The 20,775-nt window shown below is 47.6% G+C and carries 23 protein-coding genes; all 23 read left to right on the top strand.

From position 1 onward, the window contains the following. The coding region (gene pseB, locus KDD36_10405; protein ID MCB0397057.1) for a UDP-N-acetylglucosamine 4,6-dehydratase (inverting) at nt 1–1,007 on the top strand (1,007 nt) is incomplete at its 5' end. A gap of 32 nt (nt 1,008–1,039) precedes the next feature. After that, the gene (locus KDD36_10400; GenBank protein ID MCB0397056.1) at nt 1,040–1,906 is read left to right on the top strand and encodes an aldo/keto reductase; all 867 of its coding nucleotides are present in this window, start codon (nt 1,040–1,042) and stop codon (nt 1,904–1,906) included. Between the two features lies 1 nt (nt 1,907). Continuing rightward, a complete protein-coding gene (locus KDD36_10395) occupies nt 1,908–2,597 on the top strand; it encodes an acylneuraminate cytidylyltransferase family protein (protein MCB0397055.1) in 690 nt (229 codons plus the stop codon). A 3-nt stretch (nt 2,598–2,600) separates the two neighbouring features. Next, the gene (locus tag KDD36_10390; GenBank protein MCB0397054.1) at nt 2,601–3,998 is read left to right on the top strand and encodes a glutamate-1-semialdehyde 2,1-aminomutase; all 1,398 of its coding nucleotides are present in this window, start codon (nt 2,601–2,603) and stop codon (nt 3,996–3,998) included. 32 nt (nt 3,999–4,030) lie between these two features. Next, nucleotides 4,031–4,726 carry a glycosyltransferase family protein gene (locus KDD36_10385; protein ID MCB0397053.1) on the top strand — a complete coding sequence of 232 codons (696 nt, stop codon included), beginning with the start codon at nt 4,031–4,033 and terminating at the stop codon, nt 4,724–4,726. Between the two features lie 6 nt (nt 4,727–4,732). Beyond that, entirely contained in the window at nt 4,733–5,461 is a 729-nt protein-coding gene (locus KDD36_10380; GenBank protein MCB0397052.1) for a methyltransferase domain-containing protein, read from the top strand. Nucleotides 5,462–5,467: 6 nt separating this feature from the next. Further along, nucleotides 5,468–6,190 carry a class I SAM-dependent methyltransferase gene (locus KDD36_10375; protein MCB0397051.1) on the top strand — a complete coding sequence of 241 codons (723 nt, stop codon included), beginning with the start codon at nt 5,468–5,470 and terminating at the stop codon, nt 6,188–6,190. Beyond that, nucleotides 6,183–7,223, top strand: coding sequence for a UDP-2,4-diacetamido-2,4,6-trideoxy-beta-L-altropyranose hydrolase (pseG, locus tag KDD36_10370; GenBank protein ID MCB0397050.1), 1,041 nt, complete (start codon nt 6,183–6,185; stop codon nt 7,221–7,223). Before KDD36_10375 ends, pseG begins: the two co-directional genes overlap by 8 nt. Before the next feature lie 92 nt (nt 7,224–7,315). Then, nucleotides 7,316–8,356, top strand: a complete 1,041-nt coding sequence (gene pseI, locus KDD36_10365; protein ID MCB0397049.1) for a pseudaminic acid synthase — start codon at nt 7,316–7,318, stop codon at nt 8,354–8,356. Nucleotides 8,357–8,411: 55 nt separating this feature from the next. Beyond that, nucleotides 8,412–9,917: a hypothetical protein gene (locus KDD36_10360; GenBank protein ID MCB0397048.1), complete on the top strand. Its 1,506-nt coding sequence runs from the start codon at nt 8,412–8,414 to the stop codon at nt 9,915–9,917. Between the two features lie 78 nt (nt 9,918–9,995). Further along, entirely contained in the window at nt 9,996–10,730 is a 735-nt protein-coding gene (locus KDD36_10355) for a hypothetical protein (protein MCB0397047.1), read from the top strand. 6 nt (nt 10,731–10,736) lie between these two features. Beyond that, nucleotides 10,737–11,369, top strand: a complete 633-nt coding sequence (locus KDD36_10350) for a sulfotransferase family 2 domain-containing protein (protein MCB0397046.1) — start codon at nt 10,737–10,739, stop codon at nt 11,367–11,369. Beyond that, nucleotides 11,366–12,184, top strand: a complete 819-nt coding sequence (locus KDD36_10345; protein ID MCB0397045.1) for a sulfotransferase family 2 domain-containing protein — start codon at nt 11,366–11,368, stop codon at nt 12,182–12,184. The genes KDD36_10350 and KDD36_10345 overlap by 4 nt, the downstream gene beginning before the upstream one ends. Before the next feature lie 2 nt (nt 12,185–12,186). After that, the gene (locus KDD36_10340) at nt 12,187–13,185 is read left to right on the top strand and encodes a glycosyltransferase family 2 protein (protein ID MCB0397044.1); all 999 of its coding nucleotides are present in this window, start codon (nt 12,187–12,189) and stop codon (nt 13,183–13,185) included. A gap of 84 nt (nt 13,186–13,269) precedes the next feature. Beyond that, entirely contained in the window at nt 13,270–14,001 is a 732-nt protein-coding gene (locus tag KDD36_10335; GenBank protein ID MCB0397043.1) for a sulfotransferase domain-containing protein, read from the top strand. A 12-nt stretch (nt 14,002–14,013) separates the two neighbouring features. After that, nucleotides 14,014–14,727, top strand: coding sequence for an FkbM family methyltransferase (locus tag KDD36_10330; GenBank protein ID MCB0397042.1), 714 nt, complete (start codon nt 14,014–14,016; stop codon nt 14,725–14,727). A 35-nt stretch (nt 14,728–14,762) separates the two neighbouring features. Continuing rightward, entirely contained in the window at nt 14,763–15,614 is an 852-nt protein-coding gene (locus tag KDD36_10325; protein MCB0397041.1) for a glycosyltransferase, read from the top strand. Nucleotide 15,615: 1 nt separating this feature from the next. Next, nucleotides 15,616–16,407: a hypothetical protein gene (locus KDD36_10320; GenBank protein ID MCB0397040.1), complete on the top strand. Its 792-nt coding sequence runs from the start codon at nt 15,616–15,618 to the stop codon at nt 16,405–16,407. Beyond that, nucleotides 16,397–17,149 carry a glycosyltransferase gene (locus KDD36_10315; protein MCB0397039.1) on the top strand — a complete coding sequence of 251 codons (753 nt, stop codon included), beginning with the start codon at nt 16,397–16,399 and terminating at the stop codon, nt 17,147–17,149. Before KDD36_10320 ends, KDD36_10315 begins: the two co-directional genes overlap by 11 nt. 91 nt (nt 17,150–17,240) lie before the next feature. Continuing rightward, nucleotides 17,241–18,278 (top strand): glycosyltransferase family 2 protein, encoded by a 1,038-nt coding sequence (locus KDD36_10310; GenBank protein MCB0397038.1) that lies wholly within the window; start codon nt 17,241–17,243, stop codon nt 18,276–18,278. Beyond that, on the top strand, nt 18,275–19,126 hold the full coding sequence (locus KDD36_10305; protein MCB0397037.1) for a hypothetical protein: 852 nt from the start codon (nt 18,275–18,277) through the stop codon (nt 19,124–19,126). The genes KDD36_10310 and KDD36_10305 overlap by 4 nt, the downstream gene beginning before the upstream one ends. A 12-nt stretch (nt 19,127–19,138) precedes the next feature. Next, entirely contained in the window at nt 19,139–19,573 is a 435-nt protein-coding gene (locus tag KDD36_10300; GenBank protein ID MCB0397036.1) for a hypothetical protein, read from the top strand. Beyond that, nucleotides 19,570–20,682: a DegT/DnrJ/EryC1/StrS family aminotransferase gene (locus KDD36_10295; protein ID MCB0397035.1), complete on the top strand. Its 1,113-nt coding sequence runs from the start codon at nt 19,570–19,572 to the stop codon at nt 20,680–20,682. Before KDD36_10300 ends, KDD36_10295 begins: the two co-directional genes overlap by 4 nt. The last annotated feature ends 93 nt before the right edge of the window (nt 20,683–20,775 follow it).

Genomic DNA, 20,775 nt, shown 5'->3' with positions numbered 1-20,775 from the left:
ATAACAAATCTATTCTGGTTACCGGTGGTACGGGGTCATTCGGAAAAGAATTCGTAAGAACGGTATTTAAGAATTACCCTGATATCAAGCGTCTCATCGTTTATTCACGGGATGAGTTGAAGCAATTTGAAATGGCTCAGGAATTTCCGAACGATAAATATCCTGTTATCAGGTATTACATCGGAGATGTTCGCGATGCTTCCCGTTTGGAAGCGGCTTTTGAAGGTGTGGACTATGTGGTTCATGCGGCCGCACTGAAGCAAGTCCCAACAGCGGAGTACAACCCAATGGAGTGCATTAAGACCAATGTAATGGGTGCGGAGAATGTGATCAATGCGGCCGTTAAGAAATCCGTCAAAAGGGTAGTGGCCCTTTCCACGGATAAGGCAGCATCACCGATCAATCTTTACGGTGCCACCAAATTGTGCTCTGATAAATTGTTTGTGGCAGCCCGGTTTATCGCCGGAGCCAAGGATACGCGATTCACTGTGGTGCGCTATGGCAATGTGATGGGTTCCAGAGGTTCGGTGATCCCTTTCTTTATGAAGAAACGTGAAGATGGTGTTTTGCCCATCACCCATGAGGGAATGACCCGGTTCAATATTCTTCTTGAGGAAGGCGTTGCACTGGTGATGTATGCGCTGGGAAATGCTTTTGGCGGGGAGATACTGGTCCCGAAAATCCCATCATACAAGATCACCGAAGTCGCCAAGGCCATCGGTCCTGATTGCGAGGTGAAATTTATTGGCGTTAGACCTGGTGAGAAGATCCATGAAGAAATGGTTTCCGAAATGGACTCTCTCTACACGATCGAAAACAACAAGTACTACATTATTGTACCGAATGATCCATTCCTGAGCATCGAAACGGTGGTGGAACGGTATGCGAAACACTACGACGGAAAACCGGTGCCTTTCGGATTCCGGTATAGTTCTGATAGCAATACCGAATGGTTGAGTGCAGATCAGATCAGAGAACTTGTGGAGACACATATCGGACCGTTATAGTTTGATCATGGTTTCTCCAGAACCCGGATCATATGAGTGAATGTATACTCGGAACCGTTCAGTTCGGTCTTGACTATGGTATCAACAACACACATGGCAAGCCCGGAGAAGGTGAAGTTTTTGACATCCTGGAACACGCTTTTCGGAACGGGGTCAGATTGCTGGATACTGCACACAGTTACGGATCCGCGGAAGAAGTTATAGGCAGGTATCACGCACCAGGCAGGGAGCCGTTCAGCATCATCTCTAAATTTGTTCGCAACGGAAGCGACGCTAGTCAGGTAAGGACAGGTTTTCTGGAAGGCCTCGAACGCATGAGCGTTGATCACTATCATACCTATCATTTTCACAGGTTTGAAGAGTTGGCGCAATCCGATGATCTGATGTCCATGTTTTCCACTTTGAAGGAAGAAGGAAAAATGACATACCTGGGCGTTTCTGTTTATGATGATTATCAGTTTGAACAAGCGATAAACCATTCTCATGTGGATGTGATCCAGATTCCCTTTAACCTTCTTGATAACCGAAAAAGCAAGCGCGATTTGTTGACCAAATGCCAGAAGGCGAAAAAGCAGTTGCATGCCAGAAGTGTTTTTTTACAGGGACTGTTCTTTATGGATGCCGACAAGCTGCCGGCGAAACTTCTGCCTATGAGGCAAGCCCTGCTCAGATTGAGGGCCATCGCTTCGGAGGCAAATTTGACAATGGAGGAACTTGCATTGGGATATGTCATGACCAATGATGAAATTCAAGGCGTGTTGATTGGTGTGGACAACGTGGATCAATTAAAGCATAACCTGGCCGCTGCAAGCATTCGGTTACCTGACGAGGTGATGGATGCTGTTCATCAGATCAGGGTGGAGGAGCCATCCTTGTTATCACCGGTAAATTGGACGTGATATGCCAAGCAATGAAAAAATACTCATAGCCATTCCCGCCAGAGGCGGGTCAAAAAGGCTGTTGCGGAAAAATGTAAAGGACCTGAATGGTAAGCCCATGCTGGCGTATACTATTGAGGCAGCACTTATGTCTGCACTCACACCGCATGTGTATGTGTGCACTGAAGATGATGAAATAGCGGAAGTGGCAGAGAAGTATGGTGCCCGGGTATTCAGGATCGCACCGGAGATGGCAGAGGACGATGTGTCGTCCACCACACCGTGTCTGCATTTACATACCCATCTGCAGGAGCAGGGACACGATCTGGAAATCCTCTTCAACCTGCAACCTTCTTCTCCCTTAAGAAACGCAGAAGATATCACCGGGGCATATGACCAGTTCATCCGGTCCGGCGCTGATTTTCTGGTAAGCACCACCGAGATTGACCCGCATTATTTTCACTGGGCCCTGAAGGAAACAGATGGAGCCTATGAAATGTATTTCGGCAACGAATTCATGAAGGAAAGGATATACCTGCCAACCGTATATCGCCCCAATGGAGCTATAAAGCTGGCAAGGACAGAGGCGCTTATCAAGCATGGAAACTATTTCGGGAAACCGCTGACTGCATTTTCCATGCCCGAAAGCAGAAGTATACACGTTGCCACAGCGTTTGATTTTCTTTGTTGTAAAGCCATGTTATCTCACTAGCAAATGAATACCACAGGTCCCATCCAAAATTTTGAGCAGGGTCGGAAAGTACTCGATCGCTTTCACGCCATTGTACCCGGCGCAGGTCATACTTATTCCAAAGGGGAAGACCAGTTCCCATGGAACTCTCCCCAATTGATCGCTCATGCGAAAGGAGCCTATTGCTGGGACGTGGATGGAAATAAGTTTGTAGACTGGGCCATGGGGAATCGCGTCATCATCCTTGGGCATGCGGATGATCATGTTAACGCCAAGGTGAAGGAAGCATTGGACCTGGGAACCAATTATACGCGTCCGGGTATGCTGGAATTTGAACTGGCGGAGTATCTGACCGACCTCTTTCCGGTTGCGGAAATGGTGAAATACGGAAAGAATGGCTCCGATGTGACAACGGCGGCGATCAAACTGGCAAGAGCATATACCGGAAAAAAGTATGTGGCCATCTGTAAGGATCATCCGTTCTTCAGCATTCATGACTGGTTTATCGGAACAACACCCTGCGATAACGGTGTGTTGGATGAAGTACGCAAGTACACTCTGGGCTTTTCCTATAATGATCCGGCCTCCCTGGAAAACCTGATCTCAGAATATCCGAACCAGATCGCGGCCGTGATTCTGGAACCTGTGAAGAACGACGAACCCAGGGATAATTACCTGCAGGTTCTCAGGGATACCTGTACAAAAGAAGGTATGGTGTTGATCTTTGATGAGATGATCAGCGGGCTGCGGTTCGACCTCAGAGGAGCTCATCATAAATACGGTGTTATGCCGGATCTGGCTACATTCGGTAAATGCATCAGCAACGGTTTCTCGTTTTCATTGCTGGCAGGTAAAAAAGACCTTATGGAGTTGGGTGGTCTCAGACATGATCGCAAAAGAACATTCCTGCTTTCCCAAACGCATGGTGCCGAATCCCCAGGCCTGGTTGCGGCAAGGGCCACCCTCGAAGCATGTGACCGTCTCAAGGTAAGCGAACATACATGGGGTTTCGGTGCGCAACTGGTCAGTGGTCTCAGGAAAATTGCCCTGGAAGAAAAAGTGGAAAAATTTATCCGCATCATTGGGTTTGATTGCAACCCACAGATCATATCAACCCGTGAAAACGGACAGTATTGGCCGGAACTGCACACCCTGTTTCATGAAGAAATGATCAGCTGGGGCGTGCTGATTCCATGGATCAGTATCACATACGCACACGGACAGCAGGAACTGGATATTACGCTGAATGCATTCCGCCACGCAGCAAAGCGTGTGTATCGTTGTCTGGAAGACAATGCCGTGGAAACAGCGTTTGCCGGTGATGCCGTGAAACCCGTTTTCAGAACCTATAATAAATGTAAACAGGGACGGTGTGGCCTGCTTCATGCAGATGCACCCAAGGCAAGTTGTTGCATAGGATAACAATGAAAACGGGAGCGGTCATACAAGCACGCATGGGATCGACCCGCCTGCCGGGTAAGGTGTTGATGAAAGCCGGCCCTCAAACTTTCCTGCAAATTCTTCTGAAACAGATTTCGTACAGCAAGAGAATCGATCAGGTGATCATTGCTACTACCACGAGCTCGCAGGATGATCAAATCGTGCAGGCATGTGAAGAGGCTGGGGTGACTGTCTTCAGAGGTAGTGAGCACAATGTGCTTGAACGGTATTTTTTGGCGGCAAAACAGCATGACCTTGATGTGGTGGTCCGCATCACATCTGATTGTCCACTCATAGACCCGTACCTTGCAGATGAGATGATCACATTCTTTCATGCTCATCAGGATCGGTATGACCTGGTGACGAACCGGCACCCCCTGACCTTTCCTGATGGATTGGATGTGGATGTGATGAAGTTTTCCGGACTGAAGGATGCATTTGAACATGCAACTACGGACAGACAGAAGGAACATGTTATCCCTTACTTCTGGGAAGAAGGAAAAAAGGTTTATAATTTTGAATGTGCAGAACAGCTTTTCGAAAAATACCGGTGGACGCTGGATTATGAAGAGGATGCATCGATGATCAGGTATATCGTTACGGAAATGCCAGTGGAGGAGTCAAGCCCGTTCAGGTATGAAAAAATTATTCGCTTTCTTGAGGCACGGAATGACTGGCAGGAGATCAACCAAACATATGTTGGCAAGTAAAAGCCTATGGATGAATACGTCAAATTTCTTCAGGGTGACAAAGAGAATACAGAAAAGTATTACCTGAAGTCGCTGGAAAAAACGGAACAGCAAAAAGCGCTGGAAATGCTGCTTGCCGGCAAAGGGATGAAGGGAGCTATGCAAATCGCGGACATTGCCTGCGGTGCGGGTACGCTTACACATCACCTGTCGAAGCAATACCCTGAAGCCACATTTTCTCTCCTTGATTATAACAGCGATGCCCTTGAGCTGGCGCGAAAGATCAATCCCGGGGAGCGGTTCTCTTTTCATGAAGGGGATATCTATCATTTGCCATTTCCTGACAATTCATTCGATGTCGTGTTTTGCTGGCAAACATTATCCTGGCTTGAACATCCTGAGAACGCAATTAAAGAACTCATGCGGATCACCAGACCGAAAGGTAGTGTATGGATGTCGTCGCTGTTTAACCTGGACCACGATGTGGATCTGTATACCAATGCGATTGATCATACCCATTTGTCAGGGAAGCAAAGTCAAACCGTCCGGTACAATACCTATAGCCGTACATCGGTGGCCGCCTGGCTTGAAGGTCAGTCTTGCGACCATCAGTTTCACCGTTTTGTTCCAAGCATCGATTTTAAGTCAAGTGGAAAAGGACTGGGAACCTATACTGTTAGCACACCCGATGGCCGTATACAGATTTCCGGCGGTATATTGATGAACTGGGCCATTCTAGAAATCCTGAAACACTAACCTGTCATGACTACCCAAACCGGTACGACTTTTACATCCATTATAGATTATCATCGCAGGCAATATGATATGGAATATGCCAGTACTGCAAAACTTTTGCAACTGCTGGAAGGCATGCATGGCAAGAAAGATGGATTGAGCGTGTTGGATATCGGTTGCGGTGGAGGAGCCAATATCCACCATCTTAAAAAGAAATTTCCAACCTGGCACTTCACCGGCTTTGATATTGACAGCGACGCCATTTCCCTTGCCCGCGATCGCAATTCGGATAGCGAATTCGGTATTTATGGGATCGATGACGCAGTAGACTGGCTTGCCGGAAAATCCTTTGATATTGTGCTTGCGCTGCAATTGGCTACTACGCCGATACGGGCCACTACGTGCATCGCCAGGTACCTTCCCCTGGTAAAACAAACCTTTCTTAGTCTGGACCTTTACAACGAAGGTCCCTTTGAAAATGATCTTTCACGAAAGGATGTGAGAACCGGAGAAACCCATTGTTATCAGATCGATTCTTTAGAAACGGTGAAAGCACTTGCGAAACAGCATTCATTTGAATGCACCGCCGAACCATTCGAGATTAATATCGATTTGCCCAAGCCGCCATACGGAGTTTCCGCAACATATACGGAGCTCACCGCAGATGGCAGGCGCATTCAGATCAGCCATCCCGGCATCTTACTTCCATGGTATTTTGTGGTACTTACCCGAATGCCAAAAGATGAGTAAAAAAGTTTTCTTCAAGCCTGCCCTGGGAAGCCAGATCGGACTGGGTCATGCATATCGCTGCATTTCTCTGGCCGGTATGCTGCCTCAGGATTTTAGGTCATGCGTGATCATCCCGGACAATCAGAAGCAATATGCAGAACTGTTCTCCGGTGGGATGGATGAGGTGCGGATTCTTGCATCTTTTCAGGATATGCGATCAGAAGCTGAGAATCTGATCAATCATTGCTTAGAACGCGGAAGTATTATTGTTCTTGATGGATACGAGTTTGATGTTAGTTATCAGCAGGTGCTCAAAGACACCGGCGTTTTTGTTGTATCCGTTGATGACTTTGGCGAAGGCCGGTTTGTTTCAGATGTGGTGATTAATCATGGCTGCCTCAATCCAAGGTATGACCTGCCGTCTTATACCATCTGTTGTACCGGCCCTGAATACTTCATGGGAAGGAAGTCATTTCGCGAAGCAGCGAGCAACAAACGCAAAACAGTCCATGAGGTGACGGATATATTTGTGTGCTTTGGAGGAGCGGACCCCCTTGATCTCACCATGCCTACGGTGAAGACACTGCGTAAGATGGTGCCGGAGTCCGCATTGCATGTGGTTACGGGTCCCGACTACCAGGGACTGGAGAAGTTGAGTTCTTTCACTGTTGAATCAGGTCGTGTTCATCTCTACAGGAACCTTGATGCACAAGGCATGCTTGATGTGATGAAGCATTGTCAGACAGGTGTGGTGGCCGCAAGCAGTGTTGCTATGGAAGCATGTTGCGCCGGGTTGGGTTTGCTGGTGGTCGCCTATACGGAAAATCAATACAATATTGCTTCCATGCTCAGTCAGTTGGATATGGCGGTGATGCTTACATTGATGGACTATTCCCAATGGCCGGGACTGCTTTTAAACACTACCTCATTTCTGGATCCGAATGTGATACAAAAACATCTTGCATCACAACAGCAACATATGACGGACAGCAGGCCACGCATAGCACAGGTTTTTAATGACCTTTACCAAAAAAGTAAATCAACAGCATCCTAGGTTGCGTGCAATTCAACAGGTAGTATCTGATAGGTGGATGAGTTAATTGACTATTTCTTGATATTTTAGAGGCTGAAATCACGATACCAATCATGAAAGATATTATCATAGCGGATCACGTCATAGGCTCGGAGAAACCTCCGTTCGTTATCGCCGAGATGTCCGCAAACCATAACCAGTCGCTGGAAAATGCCATCCGGATCGTAGAAGAAGTAGCAAAAACCGGTGCGGATGCCATCAAGCTTCAAACCTATACGCCGGACACCATGACCCTGAAGGGGGCGCTGAAAATACAGGACGAGAATTCACTCTGGAATGGAAGGGAACTGTATGATCTTTATAAAGAAGGCAGCACCCCGTGGGAATGGCATGAGAAAATCTTCAAGAGGGGGAGGGAACTGGGACTCGTGGTTTTTAGCACACCGTTCGACCACACTTCCGTTGATTTCCTGGAAGGTTTGAATACGGAAGTTTATAAGATCGCTTCATTTGAAAATACCGATGTGCCGTTGCTCCGTAAGGTTGCATCTACCGGCAAACCCGTGATTATGTCCACGGGCACGGCAGATCTTGGCGACCTGCACCAGGCCGTCGCGGAACTGAGAACCCATGGTTGCAAAGACCTCGTTTTGCTGAAATGTACCAGCACCTACCCTGCGGATCCGAGTGAATGTCACATACGTACCATTCCCCATATGAGGTCTTTGTTCGGTTGTCATGTCGGTCTATCCGACCATACCAAAGGGATCGGTGTGCCTGTCGCCTCTGTTGCTCTGGGTGCAGTGGTCGTTGAGAAGCACGTGACATTGTCCCGGGCGGATGGTGGCATCGACAGTGCCTTCTCCCTGGAACCTGCCGAACTGAAGTCACTGGTGGATGAATGTCAACGGGCATATGCCTCTCTCGGAAGGGTTAATTATGATATCACCAGCGGGGAAGAGAAGAGTATGATCTTCAAGCGGTCGATTTTTTTGGTGAATGACCTGAAAAAGGGTGAGATGATCAATGAAAAGGATATCCGTGTGTTAAGACCGGGCATTGGCCTGTCTCCCAGATTTTATGATCTTGTAGTGGGCAAAGCCTTGAAGCAGGATGTGAAAGCGGGTACACCGTTGTCACTTGAAATGATCTGATAAAAAAGCAGGCCTGCTCATTAATGATTCTCGCACACCATACAAAAGTTAGCCCATGAAGATCATGTTGCTGGCCTTTGAAGTGGAAGGTTTTCCTTTGCTTGAACTGGCAAAAATGCTGAAAGAGGAAGGACACGATCCCGTGATGGTACATTGTGATCTGTATGCAGTTACCCGCCAACGTGGCGAACAATTAATGGCCAGGTATGAAAGGGAAGGGATTTCTTACAGAAATCTGAAGCAGCCTTACCAGCAGTTACATAATACAACGGATTATAAAGTAGACTGGAACTACCTGCGCGATTTCGAGAAACGCGAATGTCATTCCAAGGGCATCGAACAGCTCCGGCTTACCCATGAAATGTTCGGACATAATTTCCGGTATCCGCGTTACAGGACCGCTTCCAATGAACAATTGTATTTCTGGATGGAATTGATGATCCGCTGGTGTGAAGCCCAATGGGATGATATCAAACCGGACCTGATCTTCACGTTGGAACGGAATTATTTTGTTAAGAATGTCTTCCACCAGATGTCAATTGCCAGGAAGACCCGTATGCTTACCCTGGTCATCAGCCGGGTCCGATCCGGTGTGTACTTCAGTGAGATATTCGGCCTGGGGTCATCACCTGCATTCAGACAAGCGCTGGAGAAGAAGGTTCCTGGTGAGTCGGCCAAAGAATTTATCGATCATTTCATTCACAACAATTCTTTCTCGACATACGATGGCTCGTTGACAGAGATTATGGCCAAGGCAGAGAAATATAAGGCCGGGCCGGTGTTGAAGGAGCTCAGGAGGAGATGGGGCGTTATATACCGCAACAAGCAGATCCGGTTCAATCCGCACGGAGAAAATTATATGACGGGGATACCCAAACTGCTTTACCGCCATGCCCTGAGGAATGCAGTGAATCAGATACATTTCGGACGCAGTCGTGAACGGGTCTTTCGCCGGGGACTTCCCGATAAACCGTTTCTTTATTTTCCATTGCACACCCTTCCGGAAAGTTCGGCGCTCACACTCAGCAATGAATATTATGAGGATGACCTGATCCGGTATATTTCAAAAGAGTTGCCGGCGGGAACCTGTATTGTGGTTAAGGAAAATCCGTTGATGATCGGTGACCGGCCCTCCAGTTATTACAGACGTTTAACGGAGATTCCCAATGTGTACCTGATCGACCCGCTTGCCTCATCAAAAGAGATTCTGGCTGCATGTGCGGGGGTCAGCGGTTTGAGTGGTACCGCATTGCTGGAGGGAACCATCCTGGGTAAACCCGCACACTGCTTCGGTCTGCCGGAATTTATCGATATCGTTCCGTTCAGGGGCTATGAGCAATTTCCGGACTTTGTACGTCATTGTTTCGGTGAGGACACTCCCTTGCCGAAAGCGCTCCCGGTAGAAAAATATATCCAATACATGCTGGACGAATCTATCCATGTAAACTGGAGGGAAATGCTCTATGGCCAGGGGTCGGAACAACAGAAAAGCGATGTGCGATTGGTAGGGGAACGCCTGTTGCATCTGATGACCCTGGGAAGTCTCGATGATCATCCGTAGGTCAACCCCTGGAATGTGGAGGATTTCTATAAATTTGTCCACGTTGTACGTTGATCCTTGCCCGAGAATATCAAGTAAATGAGCAGAATTCTTTATTCATGGTTTTTACGCCTGACCTGGTCAACTAAGATTTATGTATTTAGTGATAGCCATGGTAAAGTGTTTGATCATCTGAATAAGAAGTTGGGAATGCGCAAATTCAAAACCGTAGTAGTGGAAGGTGCAACGGCGATGGGCATGGTAAATCCCAATTCCAAAACAGATGCACTCGGAACCTACAGAAAAAGCCTGATCCGGCTACCGAAATCTTCTGAGCTCCTTTTTCTGTTGGGTGAAGTGGATACCGGGTTTATCATCTGGTACAGGGCCCAGGTTAAAAGCCTGACGGTGACGGATCAGTTCGAGTATTCTCTCACATGTTATTCCAGGTTCATTAAAGAGCTTGTAGATGAAGGGTTTCATAACATTACCATCATGTCCGCTCCCCTTCCGACGATTGGGGACAACCAAACATGGGGAAACGTGGCCAACCTCAGAAAGGAAGTCAAGGCTACACAGCTGGAAAGAACAGATCTGACCCTGAATTACAACAAGAGACTCAAGGAAATGTGTGAGGCATTGAATCTGCGTTTTCTTGATCTGGACAGTGAATTGCTGGGGTCAGGACAACTGGTTAATAAAGCGTTGATGAATAAAAACAAGTCTGATCATCACCTTGACAATGATGCTTACAGCCGGATCGTATTCAGGTCGATGTACGCCGGAAAGAAAAAGGATCGTATGGTAAAAGCGTTGTGGGCCGGTTTTGATTGAGAGCTTATGAATAACTACGGTTGCGATAATATCGGTGAGAATTTTATTTTCATCCACATCCCAAAGAATGCCGGAACTTCGGTTTACCGTGCACTGGGGATGGAGGTAAGCCGGCACTATACGGCTGAAGAATACAAAAAGATGATCGGTGATAAGCAGTATAAGGAAATGTTTTCCTTTGGCTTTGTCAGGAATCCCTGGGAACGGTTCCTGTCATTGTATCATTATGCCCGTATGGATGAATCTTACTATCATTCCGCCATTAATCCGGAGAAGGCGAAGTACGGGAAGCATATGGACTATGATCTGCTGAAAAAAGCGTCCCTCAGGGATTGTGCCCGGTTTCTGCTGGAAGGTAAACTGAAACATAATCCGCCTCACGTTCAATGGCAGCCACAGGTTACCTGGACACACGATGCGAACGGGGAAAACCTCGTGAAATTCATTGGCAGGGTGGAGAACCTGCAGGAAGACTTTAACCGGATAACCCAACAAATAGGCCGGCCAGCACCGGTGCTTGCCAAAACAAATGCAAGTACTTCGAAAACATCTTACAGGGATGCTTTTGATGAAGAAACCAGGCAAATTGTAACGGAATTCTACCGCCATGACGTAGAAATTTTTCAATATCAATTTTGAACCGCGACCCCCTCATATACATTCACCTGCATAAGAGCGGTGGCTCTACAGCCAACCGTGTGCTTATGAATTTCTTTCCTGAAGATAAGGTCTTTCATATCGATGGAACCCGGTATGAAGCTTCCATGACTGAATTTCTGAACTTACCGGCGGAAGAACGGAATCGGTTCCAGTTGGTCAAAGGGCACCAGTTCTTCGGTGTGCACCGGCACTTAGCCGGTCACCCCAAATATTTTACAATACTGCGTGATCCCCTGGATCGTCTTGTGTCCCTTTATAATTACTGTCGTATCGCCCCGGAGATTACATTCAGGAATGAAATACTTGACAAGAAACTCGACTTTTACGAGTTCGTAAAATCGGGCTTATCCAGAACAGCCGATAATGGCATGGTGCGTTTCGTTTCCGGCATCGGATGGGATCAGGTTCCCTATGGTCATTGCACCGATGAAATGCTCCAAATGGCCATCGGGAATATCCGGGAACATTTTGTGCTGGCGGGACTCACGGAGGAATTTGAAGATACCTTTCTTCTTCTGAAGACCATTCTGAAGCTGAAAGGATTTCCTTTTGTAACAGCGTCCAGAAATATATCCGCAGAGCGTAATGTTGATGGGATACCGCTCATGAAGCGAAAAGATCTGGATACCGATAAGCTGGCTGGAATCTTGCCTTTTTATAAATTTGACCAGGCGTTGTTTGATTACGCCCAGTCCGAATTTAAGCAAATAAAATCCCGTTACGCACGTCCCCTGGCATGGAACAAATTACGCTTCTCATGGGCCAGGGCATGGCAAGGCAAACAAAGCACCTGACAATGGCAAACGGCATTTCTGTGATCATCTGTTGCTATAACAGCGCGCGAAAACTTCCGGATACGCTGGATCATATTTTCCGTCAGCAAGTTCGTGAAGAGATGTCATGGGAAACCATTGTGATCAATAATAATTCTTCCGATAATACGGCGGATGTGGCCCGCACGGAATGGGAAAATGCAGGTAGGAAAGGAAACTTCCGGGTTGTGGATGAACCCACACCGGGATTGTCCAATGCCAAACGTCGCGGTTTTCTGAGTGCATCATACGATTTGTTGCTTTACTGTGATGATGATAACTGGCTGGATGAAGGCTACGTGCAACGATGTTTCGATATCATGCAACAACACCAGGAGGTGGGCATCCTCGGAGGCCAGAGTGAGGCAGTGAGTGACATGGAGCTTCCGGTTTGGTTCCCCCATTTTCAGGCTCAGTTCGCTGTAGGAAAACAAGGTGGGGAGGCAGGTGATATCACGGAATCAAGGGGCTATGTATGGGGTGCTGCTTGCGTGTTCCGGAAAGCCGTGCTGGACAAGCTGGATGAGATCGGATTCAAAAATCTGAATACGGGCAGGAAAGGAAAGAAGGTGACGGCAGGGGAGGATGCGGAACTTTGCTTCGCTGCCAAACGACTCGGTTTCCGGATATGGTACGATCCTCAACTCACCTTTAAGCATTTCATCAGCGGTGACCGCCTCACCTGGTCCTATCTCAAAAAAATGTTTGATGGATTCGGAAGGGCGTCCATTGCACTCGATTATTACCGCGATGAGAAAGCCAACCGGGCAAACGCCATCCGTCAATGCAAAAAATTCATCGGAAAGAACGGGAGGTGGAGGTTCTATCTTCCATTCTCGTTTTTGAATAATACAGACTATATTTGGTTCCTCTATTACCGGGGGAGATTAAAGGCTTTAAAGGATTGTGCAGATTATGATCAGAACTGGGAAGTTTGCCACAACATGCTTTCAGGTCATGATGTAAAAGCCCACTCAAAATAAAGACGCGCCCGAAAAAATGAATAGCATCATTAACCTCGATGGTCATGGAACGCATCCTGGCTCCGAAATAACCCAACCAGCCATATGTTTGTTATAAGTGCCGGTATGCCGAAATCGGGAAGCGGTTATTTGTATAATGCGCTTAATGATCTCCTGGCTGGATCGGGAGGTGCAGATGCAAGGAATATCAAAGAAAAGACTGAACTGGGTAACATTCTGCAATGGTATAACAACAATGTGGATGACCTTGGTTTCGGAAACCTTTTTAAACTTTGGAAAGCCAGCCGTAAGTATGGGGCGTTTGTCGTGAAAACACACAGTCCCCCGAGTCTGGCTTCACGTTGGATGGCAGCCCTCGGGATGGTGAAAGTAGTCTATAGCTACCGCGATCCCCGGGATGTTATTTTATCAGCCATCGATCATGGAGAGAAGATCCGTGCAGCGGGTGAGAATCATACTTTTGCCTCCTTCACAGATGTTTCGGCATCTATTCCCGAAGTTAAAACCTGGATCGATATCTGGCGCTCGTTTCAGAAGGAAAAGAACTGTTTGTCCATCAGATACGAGACATTGCTGGACGAACCAGGAAGTACACTGCAGTCCATTTCCGATTACCTGGGGCTTAAGGCGAATAGTGATCTCCTTGAAAGCATTGTGCAGAAGTACGACAGGAAGAATGACCAGGGGACGAAAACGGGACTGCACTTTAATAAGGCAGTCGCCGGAAGATATAAAGAGATGTTTACGCCGGAGGATCAGGAGGTGGTCAGGGAATCGATCGGGAGAGAGATCACCGAAATGGGATATACATTCTAATTAACCATGGGTATGAAACAGGTTTTAAAAAAATGGTTGCTTTCGGATAATGGAGGCACACAGGTTCAAAGGCCTGATCCCTCTACCATGGATCAGGCGCTGGCACGGATGAAAGCACTGGGTGTCATGCCCAGGGTGGTCGTGGATATCGGTGCAGCAATGGGTAGCTGGACGATGGGGGCTTTGAGGTTCTGGCCTGAGAGCGACTATTATTTAGTGGAACCTCTCGACGAACAAATCAATAAGGTGCCTGCAAGGTTGCGCGAAAACCCACGCATCCATCTGGTGCAGGCTGTGGCTGGTGCGGAAGCAGGAACTGTTAAACTGCATGTGACTCCTGACCTTGATGGAAGCGGCATTTATGAAACCGGAGGGAGTGAGGAAAGAGAAGTAAAGGTGCTGCCGGTGGATGAGATCATCGCTCCGGATAAGCGAAAGGACGTATTGCTTAAACTGGATACGCATGGCTTTGAACTTCCCATACTGGAGGGAGCCAAAGAGACTTTAACAGGATGTTGCGGTGTGATTATCGAGGTTTATGGTTTTTATGTTTCCCCCACAGCGAAATTGTTTCATGAGGTGACGCAAGCCATGCACGATCGTGGTTTTCGCCTCTTTGATATCGTGGATGTGTTACGTCGTGAAAAGGATAACGCCTTCTGGCAGGCTGATGCTGTTTACCTCAGACAAGACCATCCGGTGTTTTCCAACAACTCCTATACTTGAGCCATTCCCCCAGGATATCAATTGTTACGCCCAATTTGAACGGCGCGAAATACCTGGAGCAAACCATTCGGTCTGTGCTTCAGCAGGAATACCCCAACCTGGAATACATCGTGATGGATGGTGGTAGTACCGATGGTTCTCTCGATATCATAAGAAGGTATGAAGATCAGCTATCGTATTGGGAAAGCAATCCGGATAAAGGTCTGTATGATGCGGTGAACAAAGGTTTTGGTCATGCCACGGGAGATATCATGGGCTATCTCAACAGCGATGATATGCTTCATCCCGGAGCACTCGCTGCTCTGGCTGAAATCTTTTCATTGCCTCAGGTGGATTGGGTGCAGGGGTTTAACACCTGGTTTGATATTCATGGTCGGACCTATTATGCAGAAAGGTTCAGGACCGTTTCCAAATATGCTTATTACTGCGGTGACTTTGAAGATCAGGATAAGGCCCCCTTTATTCAACAGGAGTCTTCATACTGGTCCAGAAAATTATGGGAACAAGCCGGTGCATATGTTTCCACAGAATATCAACTGGCCGGTGACTTCGAGCTTTGGATGCGATTCTTTTCCCATGCCGATCTGTTTGTCACAAACAGTCTGATCGGTGGATTCCGGTACCATGGGGCCGCACAGTTGTCACGCAACCAATTCGATCAATACCTTGAAGAAAGCCGAAAGATCATTGCGGTGTGCCCGAAAGATGCGGAAACCGAATCCCGCATCGGAAAGATCATGCAATGGAAGAAACAAATGTGGCCTGATCTTCTTCCCGGAGCAAAGGCTAAACGAGATGAGACCGGAAGGGAACTTTACGGAAAGTTTCCACGCGTGAGCTGGAATGCAGAGAAGGAATCTTTTGAAGTCTCGGGAATGACGAAATGATATGGGTGGACTGAAAAACCGGCTGAAAAAAATCCTGGGCCTCACATCAAACAGGCAAACCGTTCTGGTGTATTCAATGGGAAAGGTTGGTTCAACCAGCTTGTACAATACGTTAAGGTCCACCATTCCCGATGCATATGTGTTTCATTCCCATTTCCTGTCTGACCATTGGCTGAAAGAAAGGCTCCCTGCGATGGCCGAGGGTTTTCATATCAATATCAAAGAGGGGGAAAGGGTGCATCGCCATCTGGCCAATCACCCCACTGAAAGAATAAAAGTGATCACGCTGGTAAGGGAACCTCTGATCCGTGACTTGTCTGATGTGTTTGAGAACTGGGAATACACCCACCCGGATCAGGATATTGAATCCGTGGACAGGGACGAACTTATCAGAGACTTTCACAAAAAGAATCATGAATATACCCTCACCTGGTTTGATACGGAGTTCAGGGCATATACGGGATTTGACATATACAGTCAGCCGTTTCCTACGGAACGTGGTTTTGCATTCTATAAGCACGGACCTTTTGATATACTTTGTATTAAGCTCGAATCACTTAATGATTGCTATCATGAAGCATTAAGTAACTGGTTTGGCGAAGGTGTTGGGAATTTGACTACATCCAATGAGTCGGAGAATAAGAAGGGGAGTAGTCTGTATGCCGAGATGAAGCAAAATTATAAGGCTCCTGAGGAGAAACTGGACATGCTGTACGGGTCAAAATATGCCAGGCATTTTTATAGTGAAGACGAACTCATGTCGTTCAGGAAAAGATGGTCTCATGAAGATTAGCGTGCTCACGCCCTGTTACCGGTCCGGTGCATTCCTGGAGCAAGCCATACAAAGCGTGCTGGCGCAGAAAGACCCGGATTTTGAGCACATCGTCGTAGACGGTGGATCAGATGATGAGACGGTATCCATCCTGAAAAAACACTCACACCTGACATGGATATCCGAACCGGATGATGGTCAGTCTGACGCCATGAACAAGGCTTTCGGTCTCTCTGCCGGAGATGTCATTGTTTACTTAAATGCGGATGACACCTTTGAACCAGGAGCATTTCAACTTATCCGTGAAGCGTGGAAGAAAGATCCCGATGCGGACATGTTCGTTGGTGATTTGCTGCTGGTAAGACCGGATAAACAAGTACGTATACAACCCACCGTGGTGTATTTGGAACTGTTGCTCTTTTACAGGAAAAGATTTCCGTATAACCCCGTCTCGTATTTTTATAAACGACAGGTGCAACAGCAGATAGGACCATTCCCGAAGGCCAAACACCACACGATGGACTTCTGGTTTTTGTTGAATGCCTATCAAAGATTCAGGATCAGGAAGCTGGATGGTGTTCTGGGGTCGTTTCATATGCATGAGGCCAACAAAACCAGTCTGGTCGATTCCAACATCCTGTGCCTGAAAAGTGCCATCAACCACTGTCTGAAGCACGATCCCGGTAAGCTCCCTTTTCTGCTTCGCCATTGGGTTGTGTTCAGGTACTTCGGTGGTAGCCGGAAGCATCGCCCGGAAGTCTGAAACTGACGGACTGAAAATCGAAATAGACGATTATCTTTGTAAGTGCTTGTATGATTGACCCATACTCGTGACCGTGCACGAACATAGTATTATGCAATCTCGTATTTCAGTCGTTATCCCCACCTATAACCGGGCACCGTGGTTGTCAGAGGCACTGATAAGCATTGCGCAACAGTCCCTGTCGCCTGAATATTTTGAAGTGATCGTCGTGGATAACGGGTCTACCGATAACACCCGTGCCATTGTGGAACAGGCAGGCACCCAATACCCCAAGGTTAACTTCAGGTACTTTTATGAAGGCGTTCCGGGTATGTTATCGGGGAGACACAAAGGTGCACAGGAGGCCAAAGGTGAGATTGTCACCTTCGCGGATGATGACATTATCGCGGTCCCCGGTTGGCTTGAGGCCATCCTGGAAGCTTTTGAAAACAAAGAGGTGCACATGGTCGGCGGTCCGAGTATTCCAAAATATGAACAGACGCCGCCGGAGTGGCTGGATTGGTTCTGGAATCACAACGAATACGGAACCTATTGTGGTGAACTGAGCCTGATCGATTTCGGGGAAGAAGACAAAGAGATCGACCCCGGATTTGTATGGGGACTTAACTTCTCCATACGCCGAAAAACCCTTTATGAATTGGGTGGCTTTCATCCCGACTGTATCCCTAAATCTCTTCAGTATTTTCAGGGGGACGGTGAGACAGGTCTCACGCATAAGGCCACTGCCAAAGGCTACAAAGCCTTGTACGCCTGGAAAGCCAGGGTTGAACACCAGATCCCGCAGGAAAGACTTACCTCAGACTACTTTTGCCAGCGATATTTCTATCAGGGGGTATGTGATTCCTATACCCAGGTGCGCAGGGATGGTCGGTTGAATGCCGCCAGGGATAAAACCGGTAGATTGGGTTCTACCGTCAAACGTGCACTCAAACGTGTGCTGGGCGATGCAGATGATATGCGTTTCCCGACGAATGTCAAAGGACTGAAAAAAGCTTTTCAAAAGGCCTATGAAGATGGCTTTGCTTATCACCAGAAGGCATTGCGTGAACACGATGCTCTGCTGGAATGGGTGCTGAAGGAAGATTACTGGGACTATGAATTGCCCGCACTAACCGCGAATCAGAAATGAAGGAAAGAATAAAGTCTTTGGTAGGAAGTGCCGTCAAACAGGCCATTAAGGAGCAGCAACTTGCCGAATTACCCGATGCTTCCTGGCAACATCAGCTTGCCTGGCAATATGCCACAAACCCCGGCCCCGGCTTTAATGCCAGCGGTTTTCAGGTGTTTTCCCAGGATGATGAAGATGGTAAACTGCTGTATATCTTTTCGCAGATAGGCACAACCAATAAAAAGTGCGTGGACATCGCCTTTGCTTCTCCCATCGGTTCCAATACCGCCAATCTGATCGTTTATCACGGTTGGCATGGTTTTCTCGTAGAAGGCGGTGACATGGCTACGGCCTGCCAGTATTTTCATGGCAACCGCAGAACCAATATTTTTCCACCTGTGATGAAGCAGGCCTGGATCACAACCGAAAATGTGAATAACCTGATCCTCGAAGCAGGATTTCAGGGAGAAATAGATCTTTTCTCCCTTGATATTGACGGGATCGACTATTGGTTGTGGAAGGCCCTTGATGCCGTTTCACCGCGGGTGATGGTGGTGGAATACCAGGACATCCTTGGTCCGGATCTGGCCGTAACCGTGCCATATAAACCCGATTTCAACCGGATGGATTTGCACGAGGATTTTTACGGCGCATCCTTGCCTGCGTTTGTCAAACTTGCCAAAGAAAAAGGATACCGGCTGGTAGGTGCCAACCGTCTTCAATATAATGCGTTCTTTGTAAGAAATGATATTGTTTCGGAGCACCTTCCCGAGGTGGATATTAACACATGTTTTACCCATCCCAAGGTGGAGGAAGGAAGAAAGACCCGTTTTGCCAAGGTGAAGGATCTGGGCTGGGAGCACGTTTAATCAGGAAAAACCATGATAGAAAAAATCATTCACAAAGATAGGTTGCTGGCCATCATTATCTCTGCCAGCTATTCAGCGGAGGGCATAGAGTTCTTTACGCCTGACGACTTCTCACAGCAGCTGGCTTACATGAACCGGCCCAAAGGATACGTGATCGAACCCCATGTGCATAACACGGTTCCCCGTGAAGTGCATCTTACGCAGGAAGTTCTCATTGTTCGAAAAGGAAGGGTGAGGGTGGATTTCTATGACAATGAAAAGCAATACCTTGAAAGCCGGGTCATCGAAAAGGGGGATGTGATCCTTCTGGCAGATGGCGGTCATGGATTCGAGATGATCGAGGATGCAGAAATGATCGAGGTAAAACAAGGTCCCTACAGCGGCGAAATGGATAAGGTCCGTTTCGTGCCGGTATCAAAAGATGAAGTAAAGATCAACCATACGTGATTCCAGTCAACACCCCCAGTCTGACCGGCAATGAAAAAAAATACCTTGCCGAATGCATCGATACGGAATGGATATCGAGTGAAGGACCTTTCATCAAAAAGTTTGAAGACGCATTTGCTTCTTATGTCGGAAGACAACAAGGCATTGCGGTGGCCAACGGATCGGCAGCGCTCGATGTTGCCGTAAAAGCAGTAGGAATAGGTCCCGGTGACGAGGTGATCATGCCCGCTTTTACCATCATTTCTCCTGCGGCATCCATTGTCCGCGAGGGAGGAATTCCCGTCCTTGTAGACAGCGACCCGGTCACATGGAATATGGACGTCAACCGGATCGAGGAGAAGATTACCCCGAAAACAAAAGCCATCCTGGTGGTGCATATCTATGGCCTTCCCGTGGATATGGATCCTGTGCTGGACATCGCCAAACGTCATAACCTGCTGGTGATCGAAGATGCCGCCGAGATGCATGGACAGGAATACAAAGGCAGGAAGTGTGGAAGCTTCGGTGACGTGAGTATCTTCAGTTTCTATCCCAATAAACATATCACCACCGGAGAAGGAGGCATGGTGGTGGCCGATGATCCGGAGATCGCTGAACGATGTAGATCTTTGAGAAACCTCTGCTTTATGAAGGAACGTCGTTTTGTTCATGAAGAATTGGGGTGGAATTACCGCATGACCAACCTGCAGGCCGCCCTGGGACTGGCACAGCTGGAGCAGATAGATCGGTTTATAGATAAAAAAAGAGCCATGGGGGCGACCTATCACGCCGCCTTTTCCTCTCTGCCGGATATGCAACTTCCCCTTGTGGAGACCTCCTATGCTAAAAATATTTATTGGGTCTTTGCCATGATACCTGGTGATTCGTATGAAGGCAATGCAATCAAGTGGATGGCGAAACTAGGTGAAGAAGGCATCGGAAGCCGGCCTTTCTTCTACCCCATGCACCAGCAACCTGTATTTCTGAATCAGGGCCTTTTTAAGAATGAATCTTATCCTGTGGCCGAACACATCGCCGAAGCAGGATTTTATATTCCCAGCGGACTCGGACTCTCGGAAAAGGATATGGATATCGTGATCGATAAGGTCACGAAGCTTTTCAGTCGATGAAAGAATTGATCAAAAAACAGCTGCGCCAGCGTGGACTCGAAATCAAACCGATCCTGGACCCGGGGAGGGAGGGGCACGCGTTTTTTCATGTGT

The organism is Flavobacteriales bacterium (assembly GCA_020435415.1).
Classification (GTDB): domain Bacteria; phylum Bacteroidota; class Bacteroidia; order JACJYZ01; family JACJYZ01; genus JACJYZ01.
The sequence above is the reverse complement of the archived record's forward strand: the minus strand, read 5'-3'. Positions and strand labels throughout refer to the sequence as shown.